The organism is Streptomyces sp. SM11 (genome assembly GCF_002910905.1).
Taxonomy (GTDB): Bacteria; Actinomycetota; Actinomycetes; order Streptomycetales; family Streptomycetaceae; genus Streptomyces.
The window spans coordinates 1-13,503 of record NZ_NEUE01000264.1; the positions used below are offsets into that span (position 1 = coordinate 1).

General features: G+C 70.7%; 10 protein-coding genes. 6 read left to right on the forward strand and 4 right to left on the reverse strand.

Annotated features, from left to right (window positions below):
* Positions 1 to 75: 75 nt before the first annotated feature.
* From B9S58_RS28630 to B9S58_RS28640, 3 genes are all read left to right on the forward strand, one after another.
* Complete coding sequence (locus B9S58_RS28630) at positions 76 to 1,155, forward strand: iron chelate uptake ABC transporter family permease subunit (protein ID WP_103534888.1); 1,080 nt, start codon at positions 76 to 78, stop codon at positions 1,153 to 1,155.
* A 37-nt stretch (positions 1,156 to 1,192) separates the two neighbouring features.
* A complete protein-coding gene (locus tag B9S58_RS28635; RefSeq protein WP_103534889.1) occupies positions 1,193 to 2,044 on the forward strand; it encodes an ABC transporter ATP-binding protein in 852 nt (283 codons plus the stop codon).
* Positions 2,045 to 2,180: 136 nt separating this feature from the next.
* Entirely contained in the window at positions 2,181 to 3,212 is a 1,032-nt protein-coding gene (locus tag B9S58_RS28640) for an iron-siderophore ABC transporter substrate-binding protein (RefSeq protein ID WP_103534882.1), read from the forward strand.
* Between the two features lie 341 nt (positions 3,213 to 3,553).
* Here the strand turns inward: B9S58_RS28640 and B9S58_RS28645 are convergent, their stop codons facing one another.
* From B9S58_RS28645 to B9S58_RS28655, 3 genes are all read right to left on the reverse strand, one after another.
* Entirely contained in the window at positions 3,554 to 4,174 is a 621-nt protein-coding gene (locus B9S58_RS28645) for a YceI family protein (protein WP_103534883.1), read from the reverse strand.
* A gap of 215 nt (positions 4,175 to 4,389) precedes the next feature.
* A complete protein-coding gene (locus B9S58_RS28650; protein WP_103534884.1) occupies positions 4,390 to 5,067 on the reverse strand; it encodes a peptidoglycan-binding protein in 678 nt (225 codons plus the stop codon).
* A 162-nt stretch (positions 5,068 to 5,229) separates the two neighbouring features.
* Positions 5,230 to 6,456: a glycoside hydrolase family 64 protein gene (locus tag B9S58_RS28655; protein ID WP_103534885.1), complete on the reverse strand. Its 1,227-nt coding sequence runs from the start codon at positions 6,454 to 6,456 to the stop codon at positions 5,230 to 5,232.
* Positions 6,457 to 6,826: 370 nt separating this feature from the next.
* On the opposite strand from B9S58_RS28655, the gene B9S58_RS28660 reads away from it, so the two are divergent.
* The 3 genes from B9S58_RS28660 (at position 6,827) to B9S58_RS28670 (ending at position 12,819) form a co-directional block, all read left to right on the forward strand.
* Positions 6,827 to 10,696, forward strand: a complete 3,870-nt coding sequence (locus tag B9S58_RS28660; protein ID WP_103534886.1) for an endo-alpha-N-acetylgalactosaminidase family protein — start codon at positions 6,827 to 6,829, stop codon at positions 10,694 to 10,696.
* Positions 10,697 to 10,960: 264 nt separating this feature from the next.
* On the forward strand, positions 10,961 to 12,544 hold the full coding sequence (locus tag B9S58_RS28665; protein ID WP_103534887.1) for an acyl-CoA carboxylase subunit beta: 1,584 nt from the start codon (positions 10,961 to 10,963) through the stop codon (positions 12,542 to 12,544).
* 71 nt (positions 12,545 to 12,615) lie between these two features.
* Complete coding sequence (locus B9S58_RS28670) at positions 12,616 to 12,819, forward strand: acyl-CoA carboxylase subunit epsilon (protein ID WP_030076048.1); 204 nt, start codon at positions 12,616 to 12,618, stop codon at positions 12,817 to 12,819.
* A 74-nt stretch (positions 12,820 to 12,893) separates the two neighbouring features.
* Here B9S58_RS28670 and B9S58_RS28675 read toward each other — a convergent pair whose 3' ends face one another.
* Positions 12,894 to 13,475: an ATP/GTP-binding protein gene (locus tag B9S58_RS28675; protein WP_014048542.1), complete on the reverse strand. Its 582-nt coding sequence runs from the start codon at positions 13,473 to 13,475 to the stop codon at positions 12,894 to 12,896.
* Positions 13,476 to 13,503 lie beyond the last annotated feature (28 nt).

Sequence of the window (13,503 nt, forward strand, 5' to 3'; positions counted from 1 at the left end):
CCCGCCGGACGGGCCCGCGCCCCGCCCCGCCCCGGCAGCCCGGCCGCCGGACCCGGGTACCGCCCTGACAGCCCGGTGACAGGGCCCCGTCCCAAGGGGACCGCGTCGGCCCCGGACGCGCTGCTCGCCGACCCCGTACGCCGGGTCGCCGCCGTACGCGGCCGGAGTCTGCGGCGCTCCGTCCTCGTCGGCACCTGCCTGCTGGCCGCCGTGGTCGTCATGTTCGGCGTATCGCTCAGCTTCGGCGACATGGTGACGCCGGTCGACCAGGTCGTGGCCACCCTGTTCGGCGGCGGCGACGGCGGATCCCGGTTCGTCGTCCTGGAACTGCGGCTGCCCCGCGCCCTCCTCGCGATCCTCGTCGGCGCGGGCTTCGGCCTCTCCGGAGCCGTTTTCCAGACCGTGCTGCGCAACCCGCTCGCCAGCCCCGACCTCATCGGCATCAGCTCCGGGGCCAGCGCGGTCGCCGTCACCGCCGCACTGGTCTTCCAGGTCAGCGGACTCGCCCTCTCCGCGAGCGCCCTCACCGGTTCGCTGGCCGCCGGGGCGGCCATCTACCTGCTCGCCTGGCGGCAGGGCATCGCAGGCCAGCGGCTGGTCCTCGTCGGCATCGGTGTCGGCATGGGTCTGTCCAGCATCGTCTGGTACGTGATGGCCCGCTCCGAGGTCGCCGACGCGCAGGAGGCGTACCGCTGGCTCGCGGGCAGCCTCAACGGCCGCTCCTGGGAGCAGGTGTGGCCGCTGCTCATCGCCGTCGGCGTTCTCGTCCCGCTGACGGTTCTCGCCGCCCACGCGCTGCGCCCCCTCCAACTCGGGGACGACGCCGCCGCCGGGCTCGGCGCGAAGGTCGAGGGCGGCCGGCTCGCCCTGCTGGGCTGTGCGACCGCGCTCGCCGGGGTCGCGACCGCCGCCGCGGGACCCGTCGGGTTCGTGGCGTTCGTCGCCGCCCCGATCGCCCGCCGCCTGGTCCCGGGCCGGGGCGCGGCCCTGCCGCAGGCGGCCCTGACCGGGGCGCTGCTGGTCCTGGTCGCCGACTTCGCCGCGCAGCACCTGTTTCCGGTGCAGCTGCCGGTGGGCGTGGTCACCAGCATCATCGGCGCCCCGTATCTGCTCCTGCTCCTGGCCCGCGCCAACCGCGTGGGCAGCGGGGGCTGAGGTGGAGAAGCCCCAGGACACGGAGAAGGCCCAGGACATGGCGACGTATCAGCAAGACGACGAAAGGCGTGGCCCTGTCGTGGCCGATCACACTCTGGAAGCCCGGGACGTCCGGCTCGGCTACGGCGAACGCGAGATCGTCCCCGGTCTGAGCGTGGCCGTGCCGCCCGGGAAGATCACGGTCATCGTGGGCCCCAACGCCTGCGGGAAGTCGACCCTGCTGCGGGCGATGGCCCGGCTGCTGGCCCCCTCCGCCGGGGCGGTGCTGCTGGACGGCCGGTCCATCCAGGAGATGCCGACCAAGGAGGTCGCCTCCGTGCTCGGCATCCTGCCGCAGAGCCCCACGGCCCCGGAGGGCATCACCGTCTCCGACCTGGTCGGGCGCGGCCGCTATCCGCACCAGGGCTGGTTCCGCCGCTGGAGCGCCGAGGACGACGAGGCGGTCGCTCAGGCGCTGCTGTCGACCGATGTCCTCGAACTCGCCGACCGTTCCGTGGACGAGCTGTCGGGCGGTCAGCGCCAGCGGGTGTGGATCGCGATGGCACTGGCCCAGCGCACGGACATCCTGCTGCTCGACGAGCCGACGACCTTCCTGGACGCCAGCCACCAGCTGGACGTCCTGGACCTGCTCACCGACCTCAACCGCGAGCGGGGCGTCACCATGGTGGCCGTGCTGCACGACCTGAACCTGGCCTGCCGGTACGCGGACCACATGATCGCGATGAAGGCGGGGCGGATCGTCGCGGAGGGGCGGCCGGTCGACATCGTGACGGCGGAACTGGTCGGCGAGGTCTTCGGCATGCGCTGCTCGGTGATCGGGGACCCGGCGTCGGCCACCCCGATGGTCGTGCCGCTGGGCCGCCACCACGTGCAGGACCCGGCTGCCTGAGCCACGCACGGATCCGCGTGAGTCACGCATGGATTGGCAGGGGAGCCATGCACGGATCAGGGTGGGAGCCATGCACGGATCCGCGTGGACCGACCCGATGGCACCGTTGTCATTAGGTGAGGCTAACCTAAAGGGCGTGAACGCTTCCGCTCCCCGCGCCCGGCGCCCCCGCCGCACCACCGTCCTCGCGGCAGGGGCAGTCGCCGCCCTGCTCGTCGGCCTCTCGGCCTGCGGCTCGTCGGACGGTTCCGACAGCTCCACCTCCTCCTCCGCCTCCGAAGGGGCCTCCGCGGGCGCCTTCCCCGCGAAGGTGGCGACGAAGTTCGGCGAGGTCACCGTCGACAAGCAGCCCCAGCGCATCGTCGCCCTCGGCTGGGGCGACGCCGAGACGGTGCTCGCGCTGGGCGGCCAGCCGGTCGGGGCCAGCGACTGGCTGCCGTTCGGCGGCGAGGGCGTCGGCCCGTGGGCCAAGGGCATGTACGACAAGAAGCCGGAACTGATCGGCACGATGGAGCCGGAGTTCGAGAAGATCGCCTCCCTCCAGCCCGACCTGATCCTGGACACCAAGTCCAGCGGCGACCAGACCCGCTACGACACGCTGAAGAAGATCGCCCCGACCGTGGGCGTGCCCAAGGGCGGTGACCAGTACAAGATCTCGTGGGAGCGGCAGACCACGATGATCGCCGCCGCCATGGGCGTACCGGAGAAGGGCGAGAAGCTGATCGCGGAGACCGAGAAGAAGTTCGAGGCCGCCGCGAAGGCCCACCCCGAGTTCAAGGACAGGACCATCACCGTGGGCTCGCGCACCTCGGAGGGATTCGGCATCTACGTCGGCGGCACCGGGCGCGTCGATTTCGTCGAGCGGCTCGGTTTCAAGAACAACCCGAAGGCCGAGGCTCAGGCGGGCAAGAGCTTCTCCGTCCCGGTCTCCAAGGAGAACCTGGACCTGCTCGACGCCGATCTGACGGTCATGGCGCCGATCGGCATCCCGGCCACCGACATCAGCGGCGACCCGCTGTACAAGGCGGTCCCGTCGGTCAAGGCGGGCAACGACCTCGTCTTCGACGACAAGGACATCTCCCAGGCGTTCGCCATGGACTCGGTCCTGTCCGTCTCGTACGCGCTGGAGAACGTCGTCCCGCTCTTCGCGGAGAAGGTCGCGAATTGACATGCTCCCCGGGCCGAAGCCCGGGGGTTCTGGCCGCCCCCACCTGTGGCTGTGCCGCTACGCGGCACGGGTGTGGGCGGGGGTTCCGTGGCTTCCTGGTTCTTCGCGCTGTTGCCCGAACGGGTTCGGGTCTTACCGGCGCTCCGCAGGCCGATGCCGTTGGTCCGGCGGCCTGTTTGACGTTGCTCGCGGCCACGGGGCTCGCTTCACCACAGGGCTGAGGCCCGATGTACTGCGAATGAAACCCGGTAGCTCCGAACGCACCGCGCGCCCCGTCCCCGGGAGAACCGGGTGCGGGGCGCTGCTGTGCGACGGACGGACGCGCTCGGCGGCCGGGAGCGTCAGGCACCCGGAGCGGCGGCCTTGATCGCGGAGATGTCGAAGGCCAGCTTCACCTTGTCGCTGACCATCACGCCGCCGGTCTCCAGCGCCGCGTTCCAGGTCAGGCCCCAGTCGGAGCGCAGGATGTCGGCGCTGCCCTCGAAGCCGACGCGCTCGTTGCCGTAGACGTCGGTGGCGGAGCCGTTGAGCTCCAGGTCGATGGCGAGCGGGCGCGTGACGTCCTTGATGGTCAGGTCGCCGGTGATCCGGTACGCCTCGCCGCCCAGCTGCTCGGCCTTCGTCGAGCGGAACGTCATGAGCGGGAACTTCTCCGCGTCGAAGAAGTCGCTGCTGGCCAGGTGCCCGTCGCGGTCGGCGATGCCGGTGTCGACGCTGGCGATCTTCACGTCGATGGAGGCGGAGGAGTTCGCCGGGTCCGTGCCGTCCAGCACCAGGGTGCCCTCGTGCTCGCCGAAGGAGCCGCGCACATTCGTGACCATCGCGTGGCGCACGGTGAAGCCGATGCTGCTGTGCGCCGGGTCCAGGGTGTAGGTGCCGGTCAGGGCGGCCAGTGCCGGGTCCACCGCGAGGGCCTCGGTGGCGGTGGCGGCGGCGGTCGACTTGCGGGTGAACAGAGCCATGGCTCCTCCTCGGGGATGCGCTGCGGGGACGGGGTCCTGCGGTGAAGAAGGGGTTGTTTAACCTTCAACGAGTTCGACTGTAGCGCGATCTAGTTCAAGGTTCAACATCTGGCCCCGGGTTCCCTGGCCCGGGTGCGCGGCGCGGTCCGCGGTCACCGGCCGCGAGAACCCGCGCCCGGGGGGCCGCCCCTGGTGCCAGGTGCGGCCCCACCGCCTCACGGGACCGGGTCGGCGTCCGGGCCCTCCTGCTCCAGCAGCTCCCGGGCGAAGCCCTCCCACTGCGCGTACCGGTCCGGGTGCGCGGACCGCTGGACCGCCTGGCACACGTCGCCCGGGTCCATCGACTCCCAGCCGTCGATCTGGAGCAGCCCCGGATTGGCGCTGGGCGAGGGCAGCCCGTAGAAGGACTTGGACGCGGTCGGTACATGGGTGATCTGCGCCGGCGTGCCCCAGCCCGTGCTGGGGCGCTGCTGGAAGACGCCGAGCGAGTCGTGGTCGACCGCGGACGTGTGGTTGACGAACTTCGACTCCTGCATGGCCGTCATCAGGGCGATGATCAGGGCCTCCTCGGGGAGCTCGGCCCCCTTTCCGACGCCGATGACCGTCCAGGCGTGGGCGAGCTGTTCCGGGCCGAGGTCGGACGGGGCGGCGAAGAACACCCGCAGCTCGCTGTCCGGGGCCGTCTTGAGCAGATGGGCGGTGACCGTGTCCATCCGGCCGGTCGGCGGGAGGCCGTAGCTCTCCTGGAAGGCGCGCAGGCCGTGCGCGCCGGGGGCCTGCGGTGAGGGCGGCGGCGGTGGGGCGGGGTCCGCGTGCGCCGGAGCCGCTGCGGTCAGCAGGAATCCGGTGGCGACCGCCGCGAGCATGCGGCGGGGGAGTCGGTTCAATCGCATACGGAACCGTCCCGGGGCGCCGGGGCGAAGTCAAGAACGCCACACATCATGTCAATTAGTGGCGTATCGGATGGCCGGGAAGGCGGGTCGGCAGGCGTGTGCCCCCGCCGGCCACGAGAACTCAAGGACCGGCCGGGGGCACACGCGTCTACCTGGCGGGCGTCAGGAGCCCACACTCACCGTGAAGCGGCGCGGGTTCCCGTCGTGCGCCGCACCCGACACGTCCGGCTCACCGTCCGGGCGGACGTCGTCGTACGGGAACGCGTAACCGATCGGGCTGTTCGCGTGGACCACCCGGGACCAGTGGTTGGTGACCGCTCCCCTGTAGTAGTCCGACGTCGACGTGCCGTTCGGCTGGCTCGGATGGCCCAGCATGATCGAGCGGTTGAAGCCCGCCGCCAGCCGGGCCAGGATCGCCTTCTTGTCGTCGGAGTCGCCCGGGTTGTTGGTGAACGGGCCGTGGTTGCAGGTGAAGATGTCCTTCGTCTCCGGCCTGGTGAAGGTGTGGCCGCCCTCGAAGGTCAGCGTGTCCCCGCTGACCCGGCCGGCCAGTGCGCCCCGGCCGCCCTGGAGGTCGATGCGCAGGTCCTCGGAGCGGTACTTCTCCCACACCTCGTCGATCTGTGCGGTGAACAGGTCCCGGAACGGCATCTCGGCGGGCCGGTCGAAGTACGGCGCCATGATGTTCTGCGGCGAGACGACCCGCAGGACGCTGCCGTCGTGGCTCCGAGTGATCAGCTTGTCCCACGGCTGTCCGTCGGCGGCGGCCTGGGCGGTGAGGTCGTCCGCGATCCGCTGCACCGCGCCCTCCGGATGCGGCGGGACGACGTGGATCCCGTCGCCCTCCAGGGTGATCCCGATCGGGAGGGCGGTGATCAGGTCGACGTAGCTGATGTTGGAGTACAGCTGCTGCGTGTTGAAGGTGAACTCGCAGAACGACCAGGTGCGCCCGTAGTTCGGGTCCGCCGGCGTGGCGAAGGCGGGCTCCACCAGCGAGGGGCCCGGGTTGAGGTAGAAGTCGAGTTTGTCGTCGCGGACGAAGTAGGCCCGCGCCCCGTACATCTGCGGCAGGGTCAGCACGACCGGGCCCGCGCCCGCGCCCTTGAGCGGGATCGCGCAGTCGACGGGCAGCGGGGTGCCCGGGGCGCCGGGGGAGTCGGGGCGGTAGACGCCGCCGTCCGGCTTGAGCAGCATCCAGCGGTCGGTGCCCAGCTCACGGCCGGTCACATACGCGTGCACCGTGCCCGGCAGCGACGTGTTCTCCAGCGCCAGTTCGCAGGTCGCGGGGGCTGCCGAGGCGCGAGGGCTCAGTGCGGTGCCCCAGGCGGGGTACGTCAGCGCCGCGGCCGAGGCGGCGGCGCCGGTCAGGAATATTCTGCGCGAGATCACGAGGGACTCCCGAGGTGTGTGGGGGCCGCAGACGAGTGGTGGGGGGTGGCGCGGGGAGGGTCAGGACCGTGAGGGTGCCTGCGGTGCGCACCACTCTCGCGAGGCCCGGCGGGAGCGTCAAGACTTGCGACTGAGAGCGCTCTCAGAATTCCGGAGTCTTCACAACTCGACGCCCTGAACCGGCACTTGCCGGAACCGAGCCGGTGCGAACCGTGACCGTGCGGGGAGCTTCCGGTCAAGAGGTGAACAAAAGCCAGCGATGGACCGCACACTCCTGACTTGGACTAACGCACCGGGGTTGTTGGACGGAGTCGGCCCCCGGGGGCTAAGTTCGTTGACGGTGTCCGGACACGGCGACTACTCAGGGGCCATGTCGCCAAGATTCCCTCGCCCCGGCCTGGTCGCCGCGGCCTCCGCAGCCGTCCTGGCGCTCGCGGGGACCGCCCTCCCCGCCGCAGCCGCCGATCCGTCCCTCGCCCCGGCCGGGGCGGCGGAGGCCGGCGGCTCCGCCGTCATCGGGTCCGGCCGGCTCGCCGTCACCGTCGCCGACGACTTCCCGCGCGTCCTGTCGTACACCGACCGGGCGAGCGGCGAGCAACTGCTCGGCAGCACTCGGCCGGTCACCGCCGTCACCCTCAACGGGACCGCTCGCCCGGTGAAGCTCAAGGGCGCGCCGAAGGTCACCCGCGCCGCTGCCCGCTACACCCTCGCCTTCGACTCCCTGCCGGGCGTCGAGATCGACGCCTCGCTCACCGTCTCCGGGCGGGTCACCACGTTCAGGGTGACCGCCGTCCGTGACACCGAAGCCTTCCGGGTCGGCACCATCGACATCCCGGGGCACGACCTGATCTCCGTCGGGTCCACCGAGGCCGGGGCCGCCACCGCGTTCACCAAGCTCGACCCGGACTCCACCCGCACCGCCGACGTCTTCGCGAAGATCACCGGCGGGACGAAGCCCGACGCCGCGCCCGTCGGGGCCAGTTACGCGATCCTCAACAACGGCTCGCTCGCCGCGGCCGTCGAGTCCAACTCCTCGTACGACAAGCCCGCCGGACCCACCGGCGGCGACGACGCACGTTTCTGGCACCAGGCGCGCACCGAGGAGGGCGGCGGCGTCCGCGTCGGCGTCTGGTCGGGCCAGTGGACCTACCGGGGCGAGGGCGCCCCGAAGCCCGAGAGCGGCGAGAACCTGCCGTGGGCCAAGGTCGTCGTCACCCCGGACGCCAACGGCGACAAGGCCGTCGACTGGCAGGACGGGGCCGTCGCCTTCCGCTCGATCGGCGTCACCGCGCCCGGCAGCGAGGACACCGCGAAGCGGGTCGTCACCCACATCCCGTTCAACTTCGCCAGCCAGGCCACCCACCCGTTCCTGCGCACCCTGGACGACGTCAAGCGCATCTCGAAGGCCACCGACGGCCTCGGCCAGCTCGCCGTCCTCAAGGGGTACGGATCCGAGGGCCACGACTCCGCCCACCCGGACTACGGCGGCAACTACAACAAGCGGGCCGGCGGGCTGAAGGACCTCAACACCCTGCTCAAGCAAGGCAAGAAGTGGGGCGCCGACTTCGGCGTCCACGTGAACGCCACCGAGTCCTACCCGGAGGCCAACGCCTTCGACGAGCAGCTCGTCGACAAGACGAGGCCCGGCTGGAACTGGCTCAACCAGAGCTACTACATCGACCAGCGCCGCGACATCAACAGCGGCGACCTGGCGAAACGCTTCCAGCAACTGCGCGACGAGACCGACAAGAACCTCGACTTCCTCTACATCGACGTCTACTACAGCCACGGCTGGATCGCCGACAAGACGATCCAGGCCGTGCAGAAGCAGGGCTGGACCGTCGGCACCGAGTGGGCCGACAAGTTCGAGCGCGCCTCGCTCTGGTCGCACTGGGCCAACGACCTGAACTACGGCGGAGCCACCAACAAGGGCCTGAACTCGCAGATCATCCGGTTCATCCGCAACGGCGAGAAGGACGTCTGGAACAACGACCCGGTCCTCGGCCAGACCGCTCTGGAGGACTTCGAGGGCTGGACCGGCGAGACCGACTGGAACGCCTTCACCGCCAACATCTGGCAGCAGAACCTGCCCGCGAAGTACCTCCAGCAGCAGCGGATCACCCGCTGGGACGGCAACGACATCACCTTCACCGGTGGTGTGCGCGGCACGGTGGAGAACGGGAAGCGGACCTTCTACGACCAGGACCGCAAGGTGCTCAGCGGCACCGACTACCTGCTGCCGTGGGACGGTGGCAAGAAGCTCTACCACTACAGCGAGACCGGCGGCACCAGCACCTGGGAGGTGCCCGGCAAGGGCGCGTACACCCTCTACGAGCTGACCGACAACGGCCGCGAGAAGGTCAGCACCGTCCGCCCCGCCGGCGGGAAGATCACGCTGACCGCCACCGCCGGACAGGCCTATGTCCTGTACCCCGGCCGGGCTCCGAAGGAGGCATCCCCCGGCTGGGGGAAGGGGACCGGGCTGAAGGACCCCGGCTTCAACGACCGTGACCTGAAGGGCTGGACGAAGTCCGGCACCGTCGTCCGCGACACCGACGAGCAGGGCCGCAACAGCGCCGAACTCTCCGGCTCGGACAAGGCCTCGCTCTCCCAGACGATCACCGGCCTCAAGCCCGGCAGGCGCTACACCGCCTCCGCCCTCGTCGAGGTCGAGCCCGGCGAGAGCCGCCGCACCACCCTGAGCGCCGGCGGAGAGTCCGTGGCCGTCGAACGCTCCACGGCCGAGGACTTCGTCGCCGCGTCCGACTGGCACGGCACCTCCTTCCAGCGCGCCAAGGTCAACTTCACCGCCCCCGCGAAGGGCCGCACCACCCTCCGGATCGAGGCGGCGGCCGGCAGCGCGGCGAAGGTCCGCGCCGATGACGTACGGATCGTGGAGAACGCCCCGGCGACCCGCGCCGGCACGGTGGCGTACGAGGACTTCGAGGCCGTCGACCAGGGCTGGGGCCCGTTCCTCAAGGGTGACGCGGGCGGCTCCACCGACCCCCGCACCAGCATCTCGCAGCTCCACGCCCCGTACACCCAGTCCGGCTGGAACGGGAAACTGGTCGACGACGTGCTCGGCGGGAAGGAGTCCCTGAAGGCCCATGAGGAGAACACCGGCCTCGTCTACCGCACCGCCCCCTGGACCGTCCCGATGAAGGACGGCCACCGGTACAAGGTGGAGTTCGACTACCAGTCCAGCCACGCGGGGGCCTACAGCTGGGTCGAGGGCTACGACCGGGTCGCCGGCGGGCAGGCCTCCTCGACCGAGACCCGGGCCACCCCGATCGGGCGGCAGCGCACCACCGGGCACTTCAGCCGGACGTTCACCGCGGGCTGCGGCGACACCTGGACCGGGCTGCGGAAGCTACCCGGAGCACCCGAGGGCGCGGACTTCGTGCTCGACGGCTTCACCGTGACCGACCTCGGAGCGGCCCCCGCCGGGCAGGAGGCCGTCTGCGGCACGCTCGGCGTGGCCGCCGACGCCGAGACCCTGGAGCCGGGAGCCCCGAACACGGTGAAGGCGACCTTCGGCAACGACGAGGCGAGTGCCGCCACCGGTGTGCGGCTCGCGCTGACCGTGCCCGAGGGCTGGCAGGCCGAGCCCGTGGGCGCGGTCGCCTTCGACTCGGTCGCCCCGGGCGCGAAGGTCACGGGCAGCTGGCAGGTCACCCCGCCGGTCGACGCCCCGTACGACACGTACACGCTGGACGCGGAGGCCACGTACGCCGTCGGGGGAGCCGCTCGGACGCTCGGCGCGGGAACCTCCGTCCGCACACTCCCGCCGCCGCCCACCGCGGACAGCTGGGCCAGTGAGCTGGACTGGACCGCCTCGGACAACGGCTGGGGCCCGGTCGAGCGCGACCGGTCCAACGGGGAGGCCGGGGCCGGTGACGGCGGCCCCCTGAAGATCGGCGGCGTCGACTACGCCAAGGGCCTGGGCACGCACGCCCCGGCGAGGATCCGCTACTACCTGGGTGGGAAGTGCACCTCCTTCACCGCCGAGGTGGGCGTGGACGACGTCCAGACCACCCGGGGCAGTGTGCGGTTCTCGGTCACCGCCGACGACACGGAGAAGGTGGCGTCACCAGTGCTGGGGGCGGCCGACCCCGCCTGGAAGCTCACCGCCGACGTCACCGGGGCGAAGTACGTCGAGCTGGTCGTCCGGGACGGCGGCGACGGCAACGGCAACGACCACGCGGATTGGGGCAATGCCCGCTTCCACTGCGGAAGTTGAACGTCGGAAGAACAGTCTCCCGGGCGCGGCGGACATCAGTGGAACTGTGCCGCGCGATACTGAGGGGGCCTTCGGGCCCCCTCAGGGGCATGTGGCCCACGGCACACCGTCCTCTTTGTTGAGTCTCCACAGCTGGAGGCGGCGTTTCGCTGGTGGATCGCCTGCACGATGCCAAGGTTCTGTTCACTCCCACCACGAAACCGGGCAGGAGACTGTTCGGAGTCGACGGCACGATTTCTGGGTCGGGGTTCGTAGGGTCAGTACATGACCGTTGTGGACGAAACCCAGGGTGAGCCGAACGACGCCCGAGGCCGGGTGGCCGAACTGCTGGCCCTGCGCGAGCAGGCGCGGCGCGGACCGAGTGAGCGGGCGACCGAGGCGCAGCACGCCAAGGGGAAGCTGACCGCGCGCGAGCGCATCGAGCTGCTGCTGGACCCGGGTTCGTTCAAGGAGGTCGAGCAGCTCCGCCGGCACCGGGCCACGGGGTTCGGCCTGGAGGCCAAGAAGCCCTACACCGACGGTGTCATCACCGGGTGGGGCACGGTCGAGGGCCGCACGGTCTTCGTCTACGCGCACGACTTCCGGATCTTCGGCGGTGCCCTGGGCGAGGCGCACGCCACGAAGATCCACAAGATCATGGACATGGCCATCTCGGCCGGCGCCCCGCTGGTGTCGCTGAACGACGGCGCCGGAGCCCGTATCCAGGAGGGCGTCTCGGCGCTCGCCGGTTACGGCGGCATCTTCCAGCGCAACACGCGCGCCTCGGGTGTCATCCCACAGATCAGCGTGATGCTCGGCCCGTGCGCGGGCGGCGCCGCCTACAGCCCGGCGCTCACCGACTTCGTGTTCATGGTCCGCGAGACCTCGCAGATGTTCATCACCGGACCGGACGTCGTGAAGGCGGTCACCGGCGAGGAGATCACCCAGAACGGCCTCGGCGGCGCGGACGTGCACGCCGAGACCTCCGGCGTCGCGCACTTCGCGTACGACGACGAGGAGACCTGCATCGCCGAGGTCCGCTACCTCATCGGGATGCTGCCCTCCAACAACCGCGAGAACCCGCCGACCGCTCCGAGCGACGACCCTGCCGACCGGCGCGGCGACGTCCTCCTGGACCTGGTCCCGGCCGACGGCAACCGCCCGTACGACATGCACAAGGTGATCGAGGAGCTCGTCGACGACGGCGACTACCTGGAGATCCACGAGCGCTGGGCGCGCAACATCATCTGCGCGATGGCCCGCCTGGACGGTCAGGTCGTCGGCATCGTCGCCAACCAGCCGCAGGCGCTGGCGGGGGTCCTGGACATCGAGGCCTCCGAGAAGGCCGCACGTTTCGTCCAGATGTGTGACGCTTTCAACATCCCGATCATCACCCTTCTGGACGTCCCCGGCTTCCTGCCGGGCGTGGACCAGGAGCACGGTGGGATCATCCGCCACGGCGCCAAGCTGCTGTACGCCTACTGCAACGCCACCGTGCCGCGGATCTCGCTGATCCTGCGGAAGGCCTACGGAGGCGCGTACATCGTCATGGACTCCCAGTCCATCGGGGCCGACCTCACCTACGCCTGGCCCACCAACGAGATCGCGGTGATGGGCGCCGAGGGCGCCGCCAACGTCATCTTCCGCCGTCAGATCGCCGAAGCCGAGGACCCCGAGGCCATGCGCACCCGGATGGTCAAGGAGTACAAGGCCGAGCTGATGCATCCCTACTACGCGGCCGAGCGCGGCCTCGTCGACGACGTCATCGACCCCGCCGAGACCCGCGAGGTACTCATCGCCTCGCTCGCCATGCTCCGCAACAAGCACGCCGACCTGCCGTCCCGCAAGCACGGCAACCCCCCGCAGTAGTCATCCTCCGCAGCGGCGCGATCCGCCGCACGGTCCACGACATCCTGCCGAGAAGACGGAGACACCCCACCATGAGCCTGACGTCCGCCGAGTCCGTGCTGCGCGTCGAGAAGGGGCACGCCGACCCCGAGGAACTGGCGGCCATCACCGCCGTCCTGATGGCCCGCGCCGCCGCCCAGCCCGCCGCCCCCGCCCACCGGGGCCGGGACACCGCCGGCTGGCGCCGCCTGGAGCGCACGCCGGGCTTCCGCGCCCCGCACAGCTGGCAGGGCTGACCGCCCGGACGCCTACGGAGAAGGGCCCCGCACTCCTCGGGAGTGCGGGGCCCTTCTCTTGCGTACCGGAGGCCTCAGCGCAGGCGTGCCATCAGCGCGTGCTCGACCAGCGTGATGAGCGCGCTCTTGGCGTCCGCACGGTGGCGGGCATCCGTCGTCAGGATCGGGGTGTCCGGCCCGATCTGGAGTGCCTCGCGTACTTCGTCGGGGGTGTAGGGCTGGTGTCCGTCGAAGCCGTTGAGGGCGATGACGAAGGGCAGTCCGCTGTTCTCGAAGTAGTCGACGGCGGGGAAGCAGTCGGCGAGACGGCGGGTGTCGACGAGGACGACGGCGCCGATGGCGCCGCGGACCAGGTCGTCCCACATGAACCAGAAGCGGTCCTGGCCCGGCGTACCGAAGAGGTACAGGATCAGGTCCTGGTCCAGGGTGATACGCCCGAAGTCCATGGCCACCGTCGTGGTGGTCTTGTCCCCGGTGTGGGTCAGATCGTCGATGCCCGCCGAGGCGGACGTCATCACGGCTTCGGTGCGCAGCGGATTGATCTCCGAAACGGCACCGACAAACGTGGTCTTACCCACGCCGAAGCCCCCTGCCACCACGATCTTCGCCGAGGTAGTGGAGCGGGCCGCTCCGCCGCTAGAGCTTGCGAAGTCCACTGAGCACCCTTTCGAGCAGTGTCACATC